The 20,869-nt window shown below is 69.6% G+C and carries 20 protein-coding genes and 1 riboswitch; of the genes, 12 read left to right on the top strand and 8 right to left on the bottom strand.

The window, feature by feature from the left end:
• Positions 1 to 70 precede the first annotated feature (70 nt).
• Positions 71 to 880, top strand: coding sequence for a polysaccharide deacetylase family protein (locus tag ACZ4TV_RS10295; RefSeq protein WP_468132740.1), 810 nt, complete (start codon positions 71 to 73; stop codon positions 878 to 880).
• A complete protein-coding gene (locus tag ACZ4TV_RS10300) occupies positions 877 to 2,064 on the top strand; it encodes a YncE family protein (protein ID WP_468132742.1) in 1,188 nt (395 codons plus the stop codon). The genes ACZ4TV_RS10295 and ACZ4TV_RS10300 overlap by 4 nt, the downstream gene beginning before the upstream one ends.
• A gap of 103 nt (positions 2,065 to 2,167) precedes the next feature.
• Here ACZ4TV_RS10300 and ACZ4TV_RS10305 read toward each other — a convergent pair whose 3' ends face one another.
• Together ACZ4TV_RS10305 and ACZ4TV_RS10310 are read right to left on the bottom strand one after the other, a co-directional pair.
• Positions 2,168 to 3,409, bottom strand: a complete 1,242-nt coding sequence (locus ACZ4TV_RS10305; RefSeq protein ID WP_468132744.1) for a cytochrome P450 — start codon at positions 3,407 to 3,409, stop codon at positions 2,168 to 2,170.
• On the bottom strand, positions 3,390 to 4,199 hold the full coding sequence (locus ACZ4TV_RS10310; RefSeq protein ID WP_468132746.1) for a tRNA-dependent cyclodipeptide synthase: 810 nt from the start codon (positions 4,197 to 4,199) through the stop codon (positions 3,390 to 3,392). Before ACZ4TV_RS10310 ends, ACZ4TV_RS10305 begins: the two co-directional genes overlap by 20 nt.
• Before the next feature lie 254 nt (positions 4,200 to 4,453).
• On the opposite strand from ACZ4TV_RS10310, the gene ACZ4TV_RS10315 reads away from it, so the two are divergent.
• Positions 4,454 to 4,666: an EF-hand domain-containing protein gene (locus ACZ4TV_RS10315; RefSeq protein WP_468132748.1), complete on the top strand. Its 213-nt coding sequence runs from the start codon at positions 4,454 to 4,456 to the stop codon at positions 4,664 to 4,666.
• 54 nt (positions 4,667 to 4,720) lie between these two features.
• Here ACZ4TV_RS10315 and ACZ4TV_RS10320 read toward each other — a convergent pair whose 3' ends face one another.
• Complete coding sequence (locus ACZ4TV_RS10320) at positions 4,721 to 5,269, bottom strand: PadR family transcriptional regulator (protein ID WP_468132750.1); 549 nt, start codon at positions 5,267 to 5,269, stop codon at positions 4,721 to 4,723.
• Positions 5,270 to 5,353: 84 nt separating this feature from the next.
• Here ACZ4TV_RS10320 and ACZ4TV_RS10325 point away from each other — a divergent pair, with 84 nt between their 5' ends.
• A complete protein-coding gene (locus tag ACZ4TV_RS10325; RefSeq protein ID WP_468132752.1) occupies positions 5,354 to 6,067 on the top strand; it encodes a flavodoxin family protein in 714 nt (237 codons plus the stop codon).
• Positions 6,068 to 6,124: 57 nt separating this feature from the next.
• Here the strand turns inward: ACZ4TV_RS10325 and ACZ4TV_RS10330 are convergent, their stop codons facing one another.
• The 5 genes from ACZ4TV_RS10330 to gcvT all read right to left on the bottom strand — a co-directional run bounded on the left by ACZ4TV_RS10330 (position 6,125) and on the right by gcvT (position 11,337).
• A complete protein-coding gene (locus ACZ4TV_RS10330; RefSeq protein WP_468132754.1) occupies positions 6,125 to 6,637 on the bottom strand; it encodes an AMIN-like domain-containing (lipo)protein in 513 nt (170 codons plus the stop codon).
• A 110-nt stretch (positions 6,638 to 6,747) separates the two neighbouring features.
• Positions 6,748 to 8,130: an L-serine ammonia-lyase gene (locus ACZ4TV_RS10335; RefSeq protein ID WP_468132756.1), complete on the bottom strand. Its 1,383-nt coding sequence runs from the start codon at positions 8,128 to 8,130 to the stop codon at positions 6,748 to 6,750.
• 324 nt (positions 8,131 to 8,454) lie between these two features.
• Positions 8,455 to 9,711, bottom strand: coding sequence for a serine hydroxymethyltransferase (gene glyA / locus ACZ4TV_RS10340; protein WP_468132758.1), 1,257 nt, complete (start codon positions 9,709 to 9,711; stop codon positions 8,455 to 8,457).
• Positions 9,712 to 9,726: 15 nt separating this feature from the next.
• Positions 9,727 to 10,107: a glycine cleavage system protein GcvH gene (gene gcvH, locus ACZ4TV_RS10345; RefSeq protein ID WP_468132760.1), complete on the bottom strand. Its 381-nt coding sequence runs from the start codon at positions 10,105 to 10,107 to the stop codon at positions 9,727 to 9,729.
• A 114-nt stretch (positions 10,108 to 10,221) separates the two neighbouring features.
• Complete coding sequence (gcvT, locus tag ACZ4TV_RS10350) at positions 10,222 to 11,337, bottom strand: glycine cleavage system aminomethyltransferase GcvT (RefSeq protein ID WP_468132762.1); 1,116 nt, start codon at positions 11,335 to 11,337, stop codon at positions 10,222 to 10,224.
• Between the two features lie 171 nt (positions 11,338 to 11,508).
• Positions 11,509 to 11,612, bottom strand: a riboswitch (glycine riboswitch).
• Positions 11,613 to 11,817: 205 nt separating this feature from the next.
• On the opposite strand from gcvT, the gene ACZ4TV_RS10355 reads away from it, so the two are divergent.
• The 8 genes from ACZ4TV_RS10355 to ACZ4TV_RS10390 all read left to right on the top strand — a co-directional run bounded on the left by ACZ4TV_RS10355 (position 11,818) and on the right by ACZ4TV_RS10390 (position 20,831).
• Positions 11,818 to 12,474, top strand: coding sequence for an AAA family ATPase (locus ACZ4TV_RS10355; protein WP_468132764.1), 657 nt, complete (start codon positions 11,818 to 11,820; stop codon positions 12,472 to 12,474).
• 180 nt (positions 12,475 to 12,654) lie between these two features.
• Positions 12,655 to 13,389, top strand: coding sequence for an enhanced serine sensitivity protein SseB (locus ACZ4TV_RS10360; protein WP_468132766.1), 735 nt, complete (start codon positions 12,655 to 12,657; stop codon positions 13,387 to 13,389).
• A 55-nt stretch (positions 13,390 to 13,444) separates the two neighbouring features.
• Complete coding sequence (locus tag ACZ4TV_RS10365) at positions 13,445 to 14,185, top strand: enhanced serine sensitivity protein SseB C-terminal domain-containing protein (RefSeq protein WP_468132768.1); 741 nt, start codon at positions 13,445 to 13,447, stop codon at positions 14,183 to 14,185.
• Between the two features lie 463 nt (positions 14,186 to 14,648).
• Positions 14,649 to 15,650 carry an ABC transporter permease gene (locus ACZ4TV_RS10370; protein WP_468132770.1) on the top strand — a complete coding sequence of 334 codons (1,002 nt, stop codon included), beginning with the start codon at positions 14,649 to 14,651 and terminating at the stop codon, positions 15,648 to 15,650.
• Positions 15,651 to 15,729: 79 nt separating this feature from the next.
• A complete protein-coding gene (locus ACZ4TV_RS10375) occupies positions 15,730 to 17,478 on the top strand; it encodes an ABC transporter substrate-binding protein (protein WP_468132772.1) in 1,749 nt (582 codons plus the stop codon).
• A gap of 148 nt (positions 17,479 to 17,626) precedes the next feature.
• Complete coding sequence (locus ACZ4TV_RS10380) at positions 17,627 to 18,634, top strand: ABC transporter permease (protein WP_468132774.1); 1,008 nt, start codon at positions 17,627 to 17,629, stop codon at positions 18,632 to 18,634.
• Positions 18,631 to 19,722, top strand: a complete 1,092-nt coding sequence (locus ACZ4TV_RS10385; protein ID WP_468132776.1) for an ABC transporter ATP-binding protein — start codon at positions 18,631 to 18,633, stop codon at positions 19,720 to 19,722. Before ACZ4TV_RS10380 ends, ACZ4TV_RS10385 begins: the two co-directional genes overlap by 4 nt.
• Before the next feature lie 14 nt (positions 19,723 to 19,736).
• On the top strand, positions 19,737 to 20,831 hold the full coding sequence (locus tag ACZ4TV_RS10390) for an ABC transporter ATP-binding protein (RefSeq protein ID WP_468132865.1): 1,095 nt from the start codon (positions 19,737 to 19,739) through the stop codon (positions 20,829 to 20,831).
• Positions 20,832 to 20,869: the final 38 nt, after the last annotated feature.

A 20,869-nucleotide genomic window follows, 5' to 3' on the forward strand; every position in this document is an offset into this window, starting at 1 on the left:
CCCCCTTCTGTGAACGTCACGAATTGGGTCAATCATTACCTTCCAGGTCATCCGCCCCTTAAATGGGCAGGTGCTCTCACATCCAGGCCGCCGCGCGGCCCTGCGCGCGACACTGCGCGCGGCCACCCTCGGGGCGGCCGGCGTCGCGGCGGCCGGTCTCACCGCCGCCTGCGGACCGGGTCGCCCCGCCGCCGCGCCCTCCGCCCCGCCCCCGGGTCCGGCCCGAACGGTCCGGCCGGCGCAGGCGGCCGCGCCCGTCCCGCGCCGGTTCGCCGGGCAGCCCGTCGAGATCGCCCACGGTCCGCGCGACCGTCCCCGGGTCGCCCTCACCTTCCACGGCAACGGGGACCCCGCCATCGCCCGGGCGGTACTGGCCGCGGCCGAGAAAGGGGGTGCGCGGGTCACCGTACTGGCGATCGGGGCCTGGCTCGACGCCCACCCGGACATGGCCCGACGGGTCCTCGACGGCGGTCACGAGCTCGGCAACCACACCCAGCGCCACCTCGCGGTCAACGACATGCCCGAGGCGGAGGCCTACGCCGAGATCACCGGCTGCGCCCAGCGGCTCAAGCGGCTCACCGGCTCCATCGGAACCTGGTTCCGCCCCTCCCAGACGCAGTACGCGACCCCGCTCGTCCAGAAACTGGCCCAGCGGGCCGGCTACCCGCACGTCCTCTCGTACGACGTGGACTCCCTCGACTTCACCTCGCCCGGCGCCGCGGCCGTCATCCGCACCGTCACCGGGACGATCCGGCCCGGATCGGTGGTGAGCCTGCACTTCGGCTACGCGGACACGGTCGACGCGATGCCTCCCCTCCTCGAAGAACTCGCGCGCCGCAGACTGCGCGCGGTGACCACCACGGAGCTGCTGACCCCATGACGACCACCCGCCTTCCCCGGAAAGCCGGCGTGCTGCTGGCCGGTCTGGTCCTCGCCGCCCTCGCAGGCTGCGGATCAGCCGACAAGGGGCCTGCCGAGGCCCTCGGCTCCAAGGGCCCGGCCGAGCGCGCCAAGGATGTGCCGGCCGTGCCGCCCGGCCTGCCCGGAATGCCGCCGCTCCTCGATCCGAATGACGTCTACGCGGCGGACCGGCCGGGCATGCTCTCCCCGGTGGTCAAGGACTTCCCGTCCCGCGTCTACGTGCCGAACACCGCCTCCAACACGGTGTCCGTCATCGACCCGGAGACCTACCAGGTCATCGACACCATCCCGGTCGGGATCCAGCCCCAGCACGTGGTCCCCTCCTGGGACTTGAAGACCCTGTGGGTCAACAACAACCGCGGCCACACGCTCACCCCGATCAACCCGGCCACCGGGGAGGCCGGAAAGCCCGTCGAGGTGCACGACCCGTACAACCTGTACTTCACGCCGAACGGCAAGTACGCGATCGTCATGGCCTCGATGGACAAAGAGCTGGTCTTCCGTGATCCGCACACGATGGACCGCGTGAAGACCGTCCCCGTGACCTGTTACGGCGTCAACCACGCCGACTTCTCGGCCGACGGGCGCTACTTCATCGTGAGTTGCGAGTTCTCCGGCGAACTCCTCAAGGTCGACACCGAGAAGATGGAGGTCATCGGCCAGCAGAAACTGCCGTTCGAGGGCGCGATGCCGCAGGACGTGAAGGTCTCTCCGGACGGAAAGACCTTCTACGTCGCGGACATGATGGCGCACGGGATGTGGGTGCTCAGCGGAGACACCTTCGAGACGCCCAAGCTGCTGCCCACCGGGAAGGGCTGCCACGGCCTGTACGTGAGCCGCGACTCCAAGGAGATGTACATCTCCAACCGGGGCGAAGGCACCGTCTCGGTCTTCAACTTCCCGCAGAACAAGCTCACCAAGAAGTGGACGCTGCCGGACGGCGGCAGCCCCGACATGGGCGGCGTCTCCGCCGACGGCAAAGTGCTGTGGCTGTCGGGCCGCTACAACTCCGAGGTCTACGCGATCGACACCGTGACCGGCAAGCAGCGCGCCCGGATCCCGGTGGGCGGCGGCCCGCACGGGCTCGCCGTGTACCCGCAGCCCGGCCGGTACTCGCTCGGCCACACCGGCATCTTCCGGTAGCCGACCGGCGGCGGGCACGGCCGCCAGGGCCGGACACGACGGTGCCCCGGGAGCTCGCACAAACCCCCGGGACACCGTCGTCGACCCGTCCGGCTACGGACTCCTACCAGGCGACCGGAAGACGCTCCGGCAGTCGCTTGATGAAGCCCGTACGCCAGACGAGGTTCTCGGCGGGCACCGCGAGCCGCAGCCCGGGCAGCCGCTCGACCAGCACCTCCAGCGCGATCTCGGCGTGCGCCCGGCCCAGCGCGGACGCCGGACAGAAGTGCCGGCCGGCGCCGAAGGCGAGATGGGACTGGGAGCTCTCGCGCTCCAGGTTCAGCTCGTCCGGGTTCTCGAAGGCCTCCGGATCGAAGTTGGCCCCCTCCAGGAGGACGAGGACGAGCTCGCCCTCCTTCACCAGCACGTCACCGACCTGGATGTCCGCGAGGGCGATGCGCGGCAGGCCGTCGCCGACGGACAGGTTCCAGCGCAGCAGCTCGTCCACGGCCTTGCCCATGCGCTCCGGGTGCCGGCGCAGGTACTCGATGAGCTCGGGCTTCTGCAGCAGCGCGAGGACCGCCAGGGTGAGGAAGGCGGACGTGGACACCGCGCCCGCCCCGAAGAGCGAGACGGCGACCGTCGCGAACATGTCGTCGGTCAGGTGCGCCGACTCCGGGTCCGCCTCCTTCAGCTCGGCGAACCTGCCGAGGAGCCCCGTACGCTCCTCGGACGTGAGCGCCAGCTGGACGTTCAGCTGGTCGACGAAGTAGCCCACGTCCTTGTACCAGTTGAGGGCCGAATCGGCGAACGGTTCGCGCGCGGTCATGAACGCGACGTCCAGCCCCGACATCAGCCGGCGCCAGTCCTCGAAGGGCACCCCGAGCACCTGGCAGTGCATGGCCGCCGAGAAGGGGTCGGCGAACCCCGCCCGGAGGTCGGCCGGGCCGCCCTCGGCCACGATCTCGTCGATGAGCTCACCGGCCTTGGCGCGCAGCCAGTCCTGGAGCCCCTTCTGGCGCGGGTTGAGCGCCTTCATCACGGCGTTGCGCAGGCCGGCGCTGTTGATGTTGCCCATGTTGTTGACGACCTCGGGCGGGATCGTCAGCGCGTACTGGCGCGGGACCCCGGCGTTCGCGGTGTCCTTGAGGCTGAATCGCTCGTCCTCCAGCACCTGCTTGGCCAGCGCGTAGCTGCTCACCAGCCAGCCTGTGTCCCCGGTGAGGGTACGGACCTTGGCGACCGGAGCCTTCTCGCGCAGCCAGCCGCACTCCTCCGGGAGCACGTCACCGCGCCGCGAGAGCGGGAAGTCGAGGAGCGGCTGCCGCTCCCGGATCTCCTGGCCCTCAAGCTGCTCGACGCTCATCGACGATCCTTTCGGTTGGTGCGTGGTTCACGTTGTTCTGGGGCGCGGCGTTCCCGGGCACGGCGTTCTGCGGCGCGGCGTTCCCGGGCGCGGCCGTCGCGGCCTCGGGCCGTACGACGGCGTACGCCTGGTTGCGGGTCGCGCGCAGGCCCCCGCCGCGCGCGAAGAGGACATCCGTCAGCGGCATCTTGACGTGATAGGCCGCCACCGAGGACGGCACGTCGAGAATGCTCGGGGTGTCCACGAAGAAGGGCAGCTCGGCCGCCATGTAATCGAAACAGACTTGCAACTGTTCGTCTGTTATTGATTCACCTTCCGGCAACTTGGAGCCGACAAAGTGCAGGGCCATCTCCTCGCAGCCCTTGCGGAATTCGGCGTCCGTCTCCAGAAAATGCAGGACACGCCGGTGGAGCAGTTGGTAAACGGGGTTCGACTGGAACTCCGAAAGTGCCCTCACTCGGATCTCGGCCTGCGGAGGCCCTGACTCCTCCACGCCCTTGAGAATCCGCCGCCGGACCGCCTTGATTTCCTTCGTGGCGCGCTTCTCCGCATGCTCCCGGGTGTAGCCGAAAGCGGCGAACATCCGGTCCACGTGGAGGTCTGCGTACACGAAGTCGACCTGTGCGAAGCGGGTCGTGGCCCACTGGGCGAGACTGGTGATGCGCTCGGAGCTGAAGTAGCTGTTGCCAGGACTCACTCCGATGAGCACATGGTCGCCGTCTTCCCAGATATGGCGGCAGGTGCGTGTGAAGGGCAGAACTTCGAATGATGCGTCAGCTGTGATCGTCACCTATGTGATCGCCCTTGTTGCCGCTTGTCCCTGGGAGCCCTGCGCTCCTGGTGTGGCGGCAATGCCGTTACGTTATGCCGTGGCGCCGGAGCGTGACAAGTGGGGGCCGAAATTGTTGGCTGGAATTATCGCTTCCGCATTACGGAAGGGTAATCGCATTTCTATCTGCCGCTCGAACGGGACCCGCGTCGGAGGCGCTTCGGGGCGGCCGCTACCCTGAGCCGGTCAACAAGCACCAAGAAGGGGTGGACCCAGTGGCGGACATCGAGAGCGCACGGACGACGTTCGGCAAGTTCGACGTGAACGGTGACGGATTCGTCACGGCCGACGAGTTCAAGGCGGCCATGGCGGCGATGGGCGACCCGTTCGTCACCGGCCCGATAGCGGACGCCGTGATCGCCGCCAAGGACGCGAACGGCGACGGCCTGCTGAGCTTCGACGAGTTCTGGGCCTCCCTGAACAAGTAGCCCCTCCGCTCCCGCCCCGGTCCGGCCCGCCGACCGGGGCGGGAGCGCGTGTCGTCAGGCCCGGGGCCCGGACATGTCCTCGACCTCGGCGAGGGCCTCCTCCAGCCAGTGCAGCCAGAACGTCTCCAGGGCGATCCCGCCGTGCAGGACGAGCCGGCGCAGCCGGTCCTCCACGGCGTCGCGCCCCGGCGGGAAGTCCTTCTCCTCGATGGCCTCGTACTGGGCCAACTGGCGCTGGTGCAGCTCCAGATGGCGCCGCAACTCGGGACCGAGACCCTGCGGCCCCACGACACCCGCCGCGCGGATCCGCAGCAGCAGCGGGTCGCGCATCGGCTTCGGGTCCTGGCTCTCGCCGACCCACCGGGCCAGCTCCGCGCTGCCGGCGGGCAGCACCTCGTACTCCTTCTTCTGCCCCCGCACGGGCACCTCGCTGGGCAGCGCCCGGATCAGCCCGGCCTCCTCCAGCCGTCCGAGCTCGCGGTAGATCTGCTGGTGCGTCGCCGACCAGAAGTACCCGATCGACTTGTCGAAGCGCCGGGTCAGCTCCAGCCCGGACGAGGGCTTCTCGAGCAGGGCGGTGAGGATGGCGTGCGGCAGGGACATGGCGCCATCCTAGGTTTGCGGCAGCCGTCCCCGTACGGGCGCGGCCCGGTGGCGGCTTCGGCCCGCCTTGTTCAGGCTGAGGGCGTGGCTGCCGACTACACCTACTCAGACCTCAGCGCCGTGTACGTGAACTGCACACTCAAGCGCTCGCCCGAGACGAGCAACACCGAGGGGCTGATCGACAGGAGCCGCGCCGTCATGGAAGCGGCCGGTGCCCGGACCTCGCTCGTCCGCGCCGTCGACCACGACATCGCGACCGGAGTCTGGCCGGACATGACCGAGCACGGCTGGGAGAGCGACCAGTGGCCGGTCCTCTACAGCCAGATCATGGACGCCGACATCCTCGTCCTCTGCGGGCCCATCTGGCTCGGCGACAACAGCTCCGTGATGAAACAGGTCATCGAGCGGCTCTACGCCTGCTCCTCCCTGCTGAACGAGCAGGGCCAGTACGCCTATTACGGGCGGGTCGGCGGCGCGCTGATCACCGGCAACGAGGACGGCGTCAAACACTGCGCCATGAACATCCTCTACAGCCTCCAGCACCTCGGCTACGTGATCCCGCCGCAGGCCGACGCGGGCTGGATCGGCGAGGCCGGGCCCGGGCCCTCCTACCTGGATCCCGGCTCGGGCGGCCCGGACAACGACTTCACCAACCGGAACACCACCTTCATGAGCTGGAACCTCATGCACCTGGCCGCCCTGCTCAAGCGCTCGGGCGGCATCCCCGCGCACGGCAACCAGCGGTCCGAGTGGGACGCGGGCTGCCGCTTCGACTTCCCCAACCCCGAGCACCGCTGACCGCGCCGGCGGGCCCGGGGCGCGTGCGGTGCCCCCGGGCCCGTCGGTCGCACCGGTTCAGTGGGCGATGTCCACGACGAACCGCTCCGGCGAGTGCAGGGAGTAGGCGCGGTAGTACGGCAGGGTGTCGAAGGCGGCGCCGAAGGTCACGTACCCCTCGTAGTCGCCGGTCATGGCGATGCCCTTGAGCTTGCTGAGGTAGATCTTCTGGAGCTTGGGCCCCTGGTAGACGCTCTCGCCCGCGTCGTTGTGCGCGGCGGCGGGGTTGAGGCGGATCTCCAGGAAGTACTTCCCGGCCAGCGGCACGGGCTTCCCGGACCCGTCGTAGATCAGCTGCGAGACGGGAGTGACGGTCGTCCCCGGGGCGTACCCCTGCAGGTCGATGACGATCCGGTCGAACGTGGCGTGTCCGCCCCAGCGGGCATTGACGATGAGCGGGGTCTGGGTCTGGGTCTGGGTGGCGGCGGTGGTGGTGGTGGAGGCCGAGGCAGGCGCGGCGAAGGAGAGGCAGGCGGCGAGCAGAACGCCGGTTGCCACGGCCACGAACTGCCGGAGACGCGGGTGGACCATGACGTCCCCTCGATTCTCGAGAGACGGGGACAGAGTGTCACTGACTAGGACACCCACCGCCCGCCCGCGGTTGCAACCGGGGGCGGGCGGGATACGTCATCGCGTGGGGGTCAGCATTCGATGACGTTGACCGCCAGGCCGCCGCGGGCCGTTTCCTTGTATTTGACCTTCATGTCTGCGCCGGTCTCCTTCATGGTCTTGATGACCTTGTCGAGGGAGACCTTGTGGCTGCCGTCGCCGCGCATCGCCATCCGGGCGGCCGTGACCGCCTTGACCGCAGCCATGCCGTTGCGTTCGATGCAGGGGATCTGGACCAGGCCGCCGACCGGGTCGCAGGTGAGGCCGAGATTGTGCTCCATGCCGATCTCGGCCGCGTTCTCGACCTGCTCCGGGGTGCCGCCGAGGACCTCGGCGAGGGCGCCGGCCGCCATCGAGCAGGCGGAGCCCACCTCGCCCTGGCAGCCGACCTCGGCGCCGGAGATCGAGGCGTTCTCCTTGAACAGCATGCCGATCGCGCCCGCCGCCAGGAGGAAGCGGACCACGCCGTCCTCGTCCGCGCCGGGTACGAAGTTCATGTAGTAGTGGAGCACCGCCGGCAGGACGCCCGCGGCGCCGTTGGTCGGGGCCGTCACGACCCGCCCGCCCGCGGCGTTCTCCTCGTTGACCGCCATCGCGTAGATCGTCGCCCACTCGCTGCGGTGCAGCATCGGGTCGCCCTCGGTGCGCAGCTGGCGCGCCGTGGCGGCGGCCCGGCGCTTGACCCGCAGGCCGCCCGGGAGGATGCCCTCGCGGGACATGCCGCGCGCGACGCAGGACTGCATGACGCGCCAGATCTCGAGGAGGCCCTCGCGGATCTCGTCCTCCGTGCGCCAGGCCTTCTCGTTCTCCAGCATCAGCGAGGAGATCGACAGGCCGGTCTCGTTCGCGAGGCGCAGCATCTCGTCGCCGGAGCGGAAGGGGTACTTCAGCACCGTGTCGTCGAGCTTGATCCGGTCCTCGCCGACCGCGTCCTCGTCCACGACGAAACCGCCGCCGACCGAGTAGTAGGTCTTCTCCAGCAGCGGGGTGCCGGCGGCGTCGTACGCGAAGAGCGTCATGCCGTTCGCGTGGTACGGCAGGGAGCGCCGGCGGTGGAGGATCAGCTGGTTCGGCTCGTCGAAGGCGATCTCGTGGCCATCGCCTATCTCCGCGCCCAGCAGCCGCAGGCGGCCGCTCTTGCGGATGCGCTCCACCTCGTCGTCCGCGGTCTCGACGTTCACCGTGCGCGGGGAGTGGCCTTCCAGGCCCAGGAGCACCGCCTTGGGGGTGCCGTGCCCGTGGCCGGTCGCGCCGAGGGACCCGAACAGCTCGGCCCGCACGGAGGCGGTCTGGGCGAGCACGCCGTCCTTCTTCAGCCGCGTCACGAACATGCGCGCCGCGCGCATCGGACCGACCGTGTGGGAGGAGGAGGGACCGATGCCGATGGAGAAGAGATCGAAGACGGAGATGGCCACGGTGGCGGACTCCCTTGTCTGCTCGTGGGGTGGGAGGGGGCAGGAGAGGTGGATTCTTCGGATTTTGTCCGACAGACGAGCTTAACGCGGTGAGGTGAACGCCTCGCCTGCCGGACGAGGTGGGAAGGATTACGCGGAGGGGTCGGGCGGGGTGCCGCTCGCCCCGGCGGGCGCGGGAGGTCCGGTCCGGCTTCGTGCGGCGGATCGGCGGAAGAGCGGAAGAGCGGAAGAGCGGAAGAGCGGAAGAAGCGGAAGAGCGGCAGGGTGGTCATGAAAAGGGCCCGGCCTGCGCACGAGCAAGGCCGGGCCCTTCCAAGCCGTTGGCTAGAGCGACGGGTACAGCGGGAACTTCGCGGCGAGCGCCGAGACGCGCGCCTTCAGGCCCTCGCTGTCGTAGGCCGGCTTCAGCGCGGCCGCGATGATCTCGGCGACCTCGGTGAATTCCTTGGCGCCGAAACCGCGCGTGGCCAGGGCCGGCGTACCGATCCGCAGACCCGAGGTGACCATCGGCGGCCGCGGGTCGTTCGGGATGGCGTTGCGGTTGACCGTGATGCCGATCTCGTGGAGCCGGTCCTCGGCCTGCTGGCCGTCCAGCTCGGAGTTGCGCAGGTCGACCAGGACCAGGTGCACGTCGGTGCCGCCCGACAGGACGGAGACGCCGACCTCGGTGACGTCCGGCTGCACGAGGCGCTCGGCGATGATCTTCGCACCCTCCAGGGTGCGCACCTGGCGCTCCTTGAAGTCCTCCGAGGCCGCGATCTTGAAGGAGACCGCCTTGGCCGCGATCACGTGCTCCAGCGGGCCGCCCTGCTGGCCCGGGAAGACCGCGGAGTTGATCTTCTTCGCCAGCTCCTGCGTCGACAGGATGACACCGCCGCGCGGACCGCCGAGGGTCTTGTGCGTGGTGGTGGTGACGACGTGGGCGTGCGGCACCGGGTTCGGGTGCAGACCCGCGGCGACCAGGCCCGCGAAGTGCGCCATGTCGACCATCAGGTACGCGCCGACCTCGTCCGCGATCCGGCGGAAGGCGGCGAAGTCCAGCTGGCGCGGGTACGCGGACCAGCCGGCGACGATCAGCTGCGGCTTGGACTCCTTGGCGAGGCGTTCGACCTCGGCCATGTCCACCTGGCCGGTCTCGTCGACGTGGTACGGGACCACGTTGTAGAGCTTGCCGGAGAAGTTGATCTTCATGCCGTGGGTCAGGTGACCGCCGTGGGCCAGGTTCAGGCCCATGATCGTGTCGCCCGGCTTCAGCAGCGCGAACATCGCGGCGGCGTTCGCCTGCGCACCCGAGTGCGGCTGGACGTTCGCGGCCTCGGCGCCGAACAGCGCCTTGATGCGGTCGATCGCGATCTGCTCGACCACGTCGACGTGCTCGCAACCGCCGTAGTAACGGCGGCCGGGGTAGCCCTCGGCGTACTTGTTGGTCAGGACCGATCCCTGGGCCTCCATGACGGCGACCGGAGCGAAGTTCTCCGACGCGATCATTTCCAGGGTGGACTGCTGGCGTACGAGCTCGGCGTCGACAGCGGCGGCGACGTCCGGGTCGAGCTCGTGGAGAGGGGTGTTCAGTACAGACATCAGGGTCCCCTGGGGTCAGTTACCGGCGGTGAGCTTGGTGTACTCCTCGAAGGACAGCGCGTCCTTCGGCTCCTCCGAGAGGCGCACCTTGAACAGCCAGCCGTCCTCGAACGGGGCGGTGTTCACGAGCGCCGGGTTGTCCACGACGTCCTGGTTGGCCTCGACGATCTCGCCGGAGACGGGGGAGTACAGGTCGCTGACCGACTTCGTCGACTCCAGCTCGCCGCAGGTCTCGCCCTCGGTCACGGTGTCGCCGACCTCGGGGAGCTGGGCGTAGACGACGTCACCGAGCGCGTTGGCCGCGAACTCCGTGATGCCGACCGTCGCGACGCCGTCCACGGCGTCCGACAGCCACTCGTGCTCCTTGGTGTAACGCAGCTTCTCGGGGTTGCTCATGACCTGATTCTCCTGGATGCGGGGGAGTGGATACGAACTGTGGTCTTGGGTACTGAGACGGCGCCGAACGGGTACGCCGAACGGGTACGCGTACGGCGGACGTGGTGTGCGGAACTACTTCTGCCGCTTGTAGAACGGCAGCGCCACGACCTCGTACGGCTCATGCGTACCGCGAATGTCGACGCCGACGCCGGAGGTGCCGGGCGCGGCGTGCGCCGCGTCCACGTACGCCATCGCGATCGGCTTGCCCAGCGTCGGGGAGGGGGCGCCCGAGGTGACCTCGCCGATCACCATGCCGTCGGCGACGACGGGGAAACCGGCGCGGGGGACGCGGCGGCCCTCGGCGACCAGACCGACCAGCTTGCGCGGCGGGTTCGTGGCGGCGCGCTCGGCGGCGGCCTCCAGCGCGGCGCGGCCGACGAAGTCGCCCTCCTTCTCGAACTTCACGACCCGGCCCAGCCCCGCGTCGAAGGGGGTCAGGGAGGTGCTCAGCTCGTGCCCGTACAGCGGCATGCCCGCTTCCAGGCGCAGGGTGTCGCGGCAGGACAGACCGGCCGGGACCAGACCGACGCCCTCGCCCGCCTTGGTCAGCGCCTGCCACAGCTCCACGGCGTGTTCGGGGGAGACGAACAGCTCGAAGCCGTCCTCGCCGGTGTAGCCCGTACGCGCGATCAGCGCGGGCACGCCCGCGACGGTGCCCGGCAGACCGGCGTAGTACTTGAGGCCGTCCAGGTCGGCGTCCGTCAGGGACTTCAGGATGCCGGGGGACTCCGGGCCCTGCACCGCGATCAGCGCGTACGCGTCGCGGTCGTCGCGGACCTCGGTGTCGAAGCCGGCGGCACGCTCGGTCAGGGCGTCGAGGACGACCTGGGCGTTGGAGGCGTTGGCGACGACCATGAACTCGGTCTCGCCGAGGCGGTAGACGATCAGGTCGTCGACGATCCCGCCGTCCTCCTGACAGATGTGCGTGTAGCGGGCGCGGCCGACGCCGACGGTGGAGATGTTGCCGACCAGCGCGTAGTCCAGGGCCTTCACGGCCTCCGGCCCGATCAGCGTGATCTCGCCCATGTGGGACAGGTCGAAGAGACCGGCCCGGGTGCGTACGGCGTTGTGCTCGTCGCGCTCGCTGGCGTACCGCAGCGGCATGTCCCAGCCCGCGAAGTCGGTCATGGTCGCACCGAGCGAGCGGTGCAGCGCATCGAGGGCGGTCAGACGGGGGGCAGTGCTCATGGGTGTGGCTCCCGGGTCCCAGGGCATCGACATGACATGACGAGGACGTTCCTCCCCATCTGTCATCGGAACCTGAGAGGTTCGCCGAGAGTTCCGCCGATCGTTCGATCGTCGGAATCCCCGACTTGCACCTTGGGTGGAGCTGTCGAGCAGCTCGCTTTTCAGATCTGCCTCATCCACGCGGTACGGGGCCTGAGAGATTCAAGGGAGGTTCTTGCTCCTTCGGCGCCCGCGCACGGCCTTGCGGCGTGCCGGGACTCTCCCGCGCGGATTCAAGCGGCCGGTATGCAGTTGGTCCAGATGGCGCACATCATTGCACGCCATGCCCGTGATCGGGTGTGGGGGTCCGAAAGTTCGTACGCCCCCCGAGCGGGCGGACCGGAACCGGCGCTGCCGGATTACCGTCTCTTTACACTCAGTGGGCAAGGGTCCTTGCGACCCGATTCGGGGGAGGCGAACACTGTGCGGAGATTCGGAGTAGTGGCGACGACGGGAACCGTGGACGCGGTGCCGGCGCAGCGCGGCGCGCGCGAGCGCAAGGGGACGGCGGACGCCGGCCTCGGTCTCGTACGCGACCTGCGCGGACCGGCGGTGCGCGGCCCGCAGCGGCTCCGCTTCGCGGAAGGGGACATCGTCGTGGTGTCCGGCCTGCCGGGCGGCGGCAAGAGCACGCTGATCAAGCGGGCGGCGGCGCAGGGCGCGGCCATCGACTCCCAGGACACCCGTGAGCGCTGGGAACGCCGGATGCCGGCGGCGCTGCCGTACGCGGTGTACCGGCCGCTCGTGCGCGGCGCGCACTACTGGGGGCTGTGGCGGATCCTGCGCTCCGGTGCCTCCGTGGTCGTCCACGACTGCGGTACGCAGACCTGGGTACGGGGGCTGCTCGCGGCGGCCGCGCGCCGCCGGGGCCGGGCGCTGCACCTGCTCCTCCTGGACAGCAGCCCCGAGGAGGCCCTCTCCGGCCAGGCCGCGCGGGGGCGCCGGGTGTCGGCGTACGCCTTCGCCCGTCACCGCGGCGCGGTGTCCCGCCTTCTCCGCTCCGCGGAGGCCGGCCATCCCCCGCCGGGCTGCGCCTCGGTGACCCTCCTGGACCGCCGCTCGGCTACCGCCGTGACCGGGATCGCCTTCCACGACTGACGACCGCGGCGCCGCCGGGGCTGGGTATTTCAGCCTCGCCGGCGTTTGAGGCGCGGGTCCGGGCAGAGCCCGGCAGCGGCGCCGCAGCTGGGCGCGGACAGGACCACCGCCGGGACACCCGATAGCCTCGGCACGACATCGGCACGACATCGGCGGGACCACAGGCGGAGGCAGGGGCACATGCAAGGCGGCGGCTGGCCGGGGAATGAGCTGGAGCAGGTGCTCGGGGCGGCGCTCGGGCAGCCGGACGCGGGGGGCCGGATCCTGGAGGTGCTCGGGCGCAGCCAGGTGTGGGTGCCCCTGCCCGGCGGCGGCGGCCCCGACGCCCCCAGCCTCGACCTGCCCACGATGGACATCGGCGGGGCGGCGTACGTCCCGGTCTACAGCTCCGAGGCCCAGTTCCTCGCCTGCGTCGGCCCCGGCATGGACTTCGCGGTGGCCCCCGCCGTCGCATTCGCCCGCGGCCTGCCCCCGCAGCTCGGCATCGCGCTCAACCCAGAGGGCGCCGTCGGCGTGCCGCTCCCCCCGCCCGCCGTCGCGGAGCTCTGCCGTACCGGACGGACCCCGCTCGACGGCTCCTCCACCGGCGGCCGGGTCCGGCTCTACGAGCCCGACTGGCAGGACGATCCGGTGGACTTCCTGGCCGCCGCCACCGAGGAGTTCCGCGCCACCGGCGTGGTCGCCGCCGCGTACCGCTGCCTCGCCAGCATCGAGGGCGGGACGCCGGAACTGTTCATCGGTGTCCGCCTGGTGGGATGGGAGCCCGAGACGCAGGGCGCCCCGATGGAGGCCCTCGGGCGGGCCCTGACCCGTGTCCCGCCGCCGTGGCCCGTGCAGTTGATCCTGCTGGACGCCGCCCAGGACCCGGTCACGGACTGGATTCGTGAGCGCGTACGCCCCTTCTACCTCCCGTAGCGCCGCTTAAGCTGTTGGCACGCGTGGACGACGGGCGGACGAAGAGGGGTACCGGGTGAGTGCGTCAGGCACGGCCGCGGCCGGGCAGGTCGAGCACATGATGCGCCAGGTGACTCCCGGGCGCTACGAGAGTTACGAGTCGCTCCTGCATGCCCTTTCCGAGGGCCGGCTGTGGATGCTGCTCTGGCAGGGGCAGCCGGGCTCCCCGGACGCCCAGTACGGCGGCATGGAGGTCGAGAGCCTCGGGTACGCGCCCTGCGTCACCTCCCCCCAGGAACTGGCCGCCAGCGGCTGGAACCGGGGCTACGAGGTGGTCACCGGGCGGGACATCGCCCGCGCCCTCTACCCGGACCGCTGGGGCCTGTGGCTCAACCCGCACGCCCAGGGCGGCGGCCTCGGCGTCCCCTGGGCCGACCTGCGCCGGATCGCGACCGGGCTGGACCGGATGCCGGCCGGCCCGCTGCGGCTCTCCGAGCCCGCCATCGAGCTCCCGCAGTTCTACGGGCTGCTGACCCAGCACGCGCACCGCACCCCCGCCGTCCGGTCGCTGCGCCGCGCCTGGGTGCAGCCCGCGCTCGGGTCCCCGTACCTCGCGGTCGGGCTCGACCTGTACGACGCCTCCGCGCCCGCGCTGGAATCCGTACGGGAGATGATGCGGCAGTCGGTCGGGGTGGTCCCCGAGGGCGTCCCGGTGTGCACGGTCGCGCTGGCGGACGAGCACGACCCCGTGGCCATGTGGCTGCGCGCGCAGACCCGTCCCTTCTACGACCGCGAGGGCCAGGCGCCGACGTACTGAGGCTCCTAGACCCCCTCGTCCGCATCGCGAGACGCCCGTCCCGAGGCCGCACCGGAACTCACCGGTGCGGCCTCGGCCGTATGCGCCGATAACCAGCCAAAATCCCGGCGTTCAGGGGTCGTCGGCCGCGATGTCCGGTCCGTGCGCATCGGACCCCGTTGTTCCGCTGAGCCGGGCGACGAGTCCGGATACCGGGAGGTTCGGCCGGAGATTACGGTTGCGCATCCATTCCCCGGCAGGTCTGGCGGGTGATCGCGAGCCCGATAAAGACTCCCCCCAACCGAAGGCCGGGCCATCCGGGCCGTCCGCAAGGAAGAGCCCTCCGGGCTGACTTCAGGCTCGCCGCACCACCCACGCCGACGCAGCCGCCGGCACCCACGCCAACAGTGCCACCGATGTGAACCAAGCCGCTACGGCGGCGGCCAGGGCCGGCCACCGTCGGCCGAGAGGGGTCCCCACCACGATGACGGCTTCACCCACAGCGCCCAGTGAGCCGGTGCTCCCGCAGACCGACGGGATACCCGACGGGCTGACGCAGAAGCGGATCGAGGGGCGTTCGCTCGGCCAGATCGCGTGGATCAGACTCAAGCGGGACAAGGTGGCGATGGCCGGCGGCACGGTCGTGCTGCTGCTGGTGGTGCTGGCCATGCTCTCCCAGCCGATCCAGTGGATCTTCGGCTTGGACCCCGACGCCCTCCACCAGGACCTCATCGACCCCTCCCTGGCCACCCCCATCGGCCCCCTCGGCGGCATCAGCTGGGAGCATCCCCTCGGCGTGGAGCCGAAGTTCGGCCGCGACATCGCCACCCGCATCCTGGAAGGCTCCTGGGTCTCCCTGCTGGTGGCCTTCGGAGCCACCGTCGTCTCGGTGTTCATCGGCTCCGTGCTGGGCGTCATCGCCGGGTACTACGGAGGCTGGGCCGACACGGTGATCAGCCGCATGATGGACACCTTCCTCGCCTTCCCGCTGCTGCTCTTCGCGATATCCATCTCCGCCGCCCTCCAGGGCGGGGCCTTCGGCCTCGAAGGACTGCCGCTGCACATCAGCGTGCTGATCTTCGTGATCGGTTTCTTCAGCTGGCCCTACATCGGACGTATCGTCCGCGGCCAGACCCTCTCCCTTCGCGAGCGGGAGTTCGTCGACGCGGCCCGCAGCCTCGGCGCGCGCGGCCCCTTCATCGTCTTCCGGGAGCTGCTGCCCAACCTGGTGGCCCCGATCCTCGTCTACGCCACCCTGCTCATCCCGACCAACATCCTCTTCGAGGCCTCCCTGAGCTTCCTCGGCGTGGGTATCCAGCCACCGCAGGCCTCGTGGGGCGGAATGCTCAGCTCCGCCGTGGACTACTACAAGGTCGACCCGATGTTCATGGTCGTCCCGGGCATGGCGATCTTCCTCACCGTGCTCGCCTTCAACCTCCTCGGCGACGGCCTGCGCGACGCCTTGGACCCCAAGAGCTCGCGCTGACCCGTCCCGTTCCTCGGACACCCGGCCGAGGCACCGTCAGTACCCACCATCACTCCGAATCAGGGGGCATCACTCCGCCATGAGAAGCAGGTCGAGATCAGCCGCGGTGCTCGCCGCCGCCATCACCGTCGTCCTCACCGCCTCCGCCTGCAATGGTGGTGACAAGACCGGCGGCGACGACAAGTCGGCCGGTGCCAACGCTGCCGTCAAGGCCGTGGTCAACGCCTCGGACAAGAAGGGCGGGACGATCGTCTACGAGGCGTCCGACACCCCCGACTCCTGGGACCCCGGCAACACGTACTACGGCTTCGTCTTCAACTTCAGCCGCCTGTACGCCCGTCCGCTGACCACCTTCGCGCCCGCCCCGGGCGCCGAGGGCAACAAGGTCGTCCCGGACCTCGCCGAGGGCCTCGGCACGCCGAGCGACGGCGGCGCCACCTGGACGTACAAGCTCCGCAAGGGCGTGAAGTACAGCGACGGCACGGCGGTCACCTCCAAGGACGTCAAGTACGCCGTCGAACGCAGCAACTTCGCGCGGGACGTGCACTCCAACGGCCCGAGCTACCTCGCGCAGTACCTCAAGAACAACGAGACCCCGTACGAGGGCCCGTACAAGGACAAGTCCGACGCGGGGCTGAAGTCCATCGAGACCCCCGACGACCAGACGATCGTCTTCAAGCTGAAGCAGCCCTTCGCCGAGTTCGACTACCTGCTGGCGAACCCGCAGTCGGCCCCCGTGCCGAAGGCCAAGGACACCGGCGCGGACTACGTGAAGAGCATCGTCTCCTCGGGCTCGTACATGTTCGAGAAGTACGAACAGGACAAGGAAGCCGTCCTGGTCCGCAACCCGCACTGGGACGCCTCCACGGACCCGCTGCGCAAGCAGCTCCCGGAAAAGATCGTCGTCAAGCTGAAGGTCAACCAGGAGACGATCGACTCCAACCTGAAGGCCGGCAACACCCACATCGACATCGTCGGCAACGGTGTGGCCCAGCAGACCCAGACCGAGCTGCTGACCTCGAAGGACCCCAACACCGACAACGCCGAGGGTGGTCGCCTGGTCTACATGGCGATGAACACCAAGGTGGCGCCCTTCGACAAGCTCGAATGCCGCCAGGCGGTGCAGTACGCGATCGACAAGGTGTCGGTGCAGACCGCCTTCGGCGGCCCCACCCGCGGCGCCATCGCCAGCACCGTCCTGCCGACCGACATCCCGGGTCACGTGGACTTCAACACCTACCAGACCCCCGGTGACAAGGGCGACGAGGCCAAGGCCAAGGCCGCGCTGACCGCCTGCGGTCAGCCGAACGGTTTCGAGACCACCATCACCGCGCGCAACGACCGCGCCGGCGAGGTCGACATGGCCACGGCCATCCAGGCGTCCCTGAAGAAGATCGGGATCACCGTCAAGATCCAGCAGTTCCCGGCGGGCAAGTACTTCAGCGACTACGCGGGCGTCCCGAAGTTCACCGAGGACAACAAGATCGGCCTCATGATGATGCAGTGGGGCGCCGACTGGCCGAGCGGCTTCGGCTTCCTCCAGCAGGTCGTCCACGGTGACGCGATCGGCAAGACGGGCAACACCAACCTGTCGCAGCTGAACGACCCCGAGATCAACAAGATGCTGAACGACAACATCGCCAACACCGACGCCGCTGCCCGCGAGAAGGTCTACGGCGAGATCGACAAGAAGGTCATGGACCGGGCGGTCATCGTGCCCCTCACCTACTTCAAGGTGCTGCACTACCGCTCGCCCAAGCTCAGCAACGTGGTCTCCAACCCGGCGTGGAGCGGTCAGTACGACTACCTCAACATCGGCCTGAAGTAACCCCGGCCGTACGTCCGCAGGCAGTTTGACCCTCTCAGCCAGATCTGCCAGAACCGTGGAAGGCAGGTGAAGGCAGCAGTGCGCGCCGGTCCGTCCCGCTCCCCCGACCGGGGAGCGGGCGGACCGGCGGACGCCGAAGCCGACCCTCGTGTTTGTGTACATCGTCCGGCGGCTGTTCGCCGCGGTGTTCCTGCTGCTCATCGTCAGCGCGATCACCTTCGCGATCTTCTTCCTGCTGCCCCGGCTGGCCGGCGGCACGGCCGACTCGCTGGCCACGCAGTACGTGGGCAAGAACCCCTCGCCCGAGTCCATCGCCGCGGTCAAGAAGAACCTCGGTTTCGACCAGCCCCTGTACGCGCAGTACTGGGAGTTCCTGAGGGGCATCTTCGCGGGCCGCGAGTTCAACTTCGGCCCCAACCCCTCGCAGTGCAACGCCCCCTGCCTCGGCTACTCCTTCAAGGACCACGTCGAGGTCTGGCCCGACATCGTCACCCGGCTGCCCGTCACCGCCTCCCTCACCCTGGGAGCGGCCGTCATCTGGCTGATCACCGGTGTCACCACGGGCGTGATCTCGGCCCTGCGCCCCGGCTCGCTCTTCGACCGGCTCGCGATGGGCGTGGCCCTCGCCGGAGTCTCGCTGCCGATGTTCTTCACCGGCACGCTCGCGCTGGCCGTCTTTGTCTTCAACTGGCCCGTGTTCACCAACGTGTACGTGGAGTTCGCCGACGACCCGGCGGGCTGGGTCCAAGGGCTGGTCCTGCCCTGGTGCACGCTCGCCTTCCTCTACTCCGCGCTCTACGCCCGGCTCACCCGGGCCGGAATGCTGGAGACCATGAGCGAGGACTACATCCGCACCGCGCGCGCCAAGGGCCTGCGTGAACGGGTGGTCGTCACCCGCCACGGGCTGCGCTCCGCGCTGACCCCGATCGTGACCATCTTCGGCATGGACTTCGGGCTGCTCCTCGGCGGCGCCATCGTCACCGAGACGGTCTTCTCCTACCACGGCGTGGGCGAGTACGCCTACCACGCCATCGCGGTGAACGACCTGCCGAAGATCCTCGGGGTCACCCTCTTCGCCGGATTCTTCATCGTGCTGTGCAACCTGGTGGTCGACCTCGTCTACGCCATCATCGACCCGAGGGTGAGGCTGTCGTGACCGATCCGACCGCGAAGGGGAACGGGGCCGGACCGGCCGGCGGCCGTCCCTCCGAGGCCTTCCTCGACGTACGCGACCTCAAGGTGCACTTCCCCACCGACGACGGGATCGTCAAATCGGTGGACGGGCTCTCCTTCCAACTGGAGAAGGGCCAGACCCTCGGCATCGTGGGCGAGTCCGGCTCCGGCAAGTCGGTCACCTCGCTGGCCGTCATGGGACTGCACCGGGTGGGCAGCGGCAGCCGCTCCACCGTCGAGATGTCGGGCGAGATCTGGCTCGACGGCAAGGAACTGCTGTCGGCCGATGCCGAGGAGGTGCGCCGGCTGCGGGGCCGCGAGATGGCGATGATCTTCCAGGACCCGCTGAGCGCGCTGCACCCGTACTACACGATCGGCGCGCAGATCGTGGAGGCGTACCGCGTCCACCACGCCGTGGACAAGAAGACGGCGCGCAAGCGGGCCGTCGAGATGCTCGACCGGGTGGGCATTCCCGAGCCGGCCAAGCGCGTCGACGACTATCCGCACCAGTTCTCCGGCGGCATGCGCCAGCGCGCGATGATCGCGATGTCGCTGGTCAACAACCCCGACCTGCTGATCGCGGACGAGCCGACCACGGCTCTGGACGTCACCGTGCAGGCGCAGATCCTGGACCTGATCCGCGATCTGCAGAAGGAGTTCGGCTCCGCCGTCATCATGATCACGCACGACCTCGGCGTCGTGGCGGAGATGGCCGACGAGATCCTCGTGATGTACGGCGGCCGGTGCGTCGAGCGGGGCACCGCCGAGAAGGTCTTCTACGAGCCCCGCCACCCCTACACCTGGGGCCTGCTGGGCTCGATGCCGCGCATCGACCGTGAGCAGACCGAGCGCCTCATCCCGGTCAAGGGCTCACCGCCCAGCCTCATCAACATCCCCAGCGGCTGTGCCTTCAACCCGCGCTGCCCGTACGCAGACGTACCCAAGGGCAATGTGACGCGTACGGTCCGGCCGGAGCTCACGCAGGACGACAGCAGCCACTGGTCCGCCTGCCACATGTCGCAGGAAGAGCGGACCCGGATCTGGACCGAAGAGATTGCGCCGAAGCTGTGACCGAGACGCCTGACATGAAGAAGACGGAAGCGGCGGTCATTCCCGCGCAGGCCACGGACTCTCCCGAGGTCCTGCTCAAGGTCACCGGCCTGATGAAGCACTTCCCCATCACCAAGGGACTGATCCGGCGGCAGGTGGGCGCGGTCAAGGCCGTCGACGGCATCGACTTCGACGTCCGGCGCGGTGAGACCCTCGGCATCGTCGGCGAGTCCGGCTGCGGCAAGTCGACCATGGGCCGGCTGATCACGCGGCTGCTCGAACCGACGGGCGGCACCGTCGAATTCGAGGGCAAGGACATCACGCACCTCGGCGTCTCCGGCATGCGGCCGATGCGGCGGGACATCCAGATGATCTTCCAGGACCCGTACGGCTCGCTGAACCCGCGCCACACGGTGGGCACCATCGTCAGCGCGCCCTTCAAGCTCCAGGGCGTGGAGCCGGAGGGCGGCCTCAAGGCGGAGGTCCAGCGGCTGCTGTCCCTCGTCGGCCTCAACCCGGAGCACTACAACCGCTACCCGCACGAGTTCTCGGGCGGTCAGCGCCAGCGCATCGGCATCGCGCGCGCCCTGGCGCTGAAGCCGAAGCTGGTGGTCGCGGACGAGCCCGTCTCGGCGCTGGACGTGTCGATCCAGGCCCAGGTGGTCAACCTGCTGGACGACCTCCAGGAGGAGCTCGGCCTCACGTACGTGATCATCGCGCACGACCTGTCGGTCATCCGGCACGTCTCGGACCGCATCGCGGTGATGTACCTGGGCAAGATCGTCGAGCTGGCCGACAACGCGTCGCTGTACAAGGCGCCGATGCACCCGTACACGACGGCGCTCCTGTCGGCCGTGCCGGTGCCCGACCCGAGGCGGCGCGGCGCGAAGAGCGGCCGCATCCTGCTCAAGGGCGACGTGCCGTCGCCGATCGCGCCGCCGAGCGGCTGCCGCTTCCACACGCGTTGCTGGAAGGCCACGCAGATCTGCACGACGCAGGAACCGCCGCTGCTGGCCCTGAAGACGGGCCACCAGGTGGCCTGCCACCACCCGGAGAACGCCCCCGACCAGGCCCCGGGCGACCAGCCCCTGCCGGGCGCGTCGGAAGCGGTGTCCAAGGCCACGGAGTAACGACCTGGTGGGGCCGCCCCGCGCTCCGCGCGCCCCCG

This window comes from Streptomyces sp. NPDC028910, from assembly GCF_055564955.1.

Excerpts from the sequence above, each read along its gene's own strand:
- ACZ4TV_RS10300 (WP_468132742.1), top strand. The coding sequence starts at position 877 with ATGACGACCACCCGCCTTCCCCGGAAAGCCGGCGTGCTGCTGGCCGGT.
- ACZ4TV_RS10305 (WP_468132744.1), bottom strand. The coding sequence starts at position 3,409 with ATGAGCGTCGAGCAGCTTGAGGGCCAGGAGATCCGGGAGCGGCAGCCG.
- ACZ4TV_RS10320 (WP_468132750.1), bottom strand. The coding sequence starts at position 5,269 with ATGTCCCTGCCGCACGCCATCCTCACCGCCCTGCTCGAGAAGCCCTCG.
- ACZ4TV_RS10330 (WP_468132754.1), bottom strand. The coding sequence starts at position 6,637 with ATGGTCCACCCGCGTCTCCGGCAGTTCGTGGCCGTGGCAACCGGCGTT.
- glyA (WP_468132758.1), bottom strand. The coding sequence starts at position 9,711 with ATGTCTGTACTGAACACCCCTCTCCACGAGCTCGACCCGGACGTCGCC.
- gcvH (WP_468132760.1), bottom strand. The coding sequence starts at position 10,107 with ATGAGCAACCCCGAGAAGCTGCGTTACACCAAGGAGCACGAGTGGCTG.
- gcvT (WP_468132762.1), bottom strand. The coding sequence starts at position 11,337 with ATGAGCACTGCCCCCCGTCTGACCGCCCTCGATGCGCTGCACCGCTCG.
- ACZ4TV_RS10360 (WP_468132766.1), top strand. The coding sequence starts at position 12,655 with ATGCAAGGCGGCGGCTGGCCGGGGAATGAGCTGGAGCAGGTGCTCGGG.
- ACZ4TV_RS10370 (WP_468132770.1), top strand. The coding sequence starts at position 14,649 with ATGACGGCTTCACCCACAGCGCCCAGTGAGCCGGTGCTCCCGCAGACC.
- ACZ4TV_RS10375 (WP_468132772.1), top strand. The coding sequence starts at position 15,730 with ATGAGAAGCAGGTCGAGATCAGCCGCGGTGCTCGCCGCCGCCATCACC.
- ACZ4TV_RS10390 (WP_468132865.1), top strand. The coding sequence starts at position 19,737 with ATGAAGAAGACGGAAGCGGCGGTCATTCCCGCGCAGGCCACGGACTCT.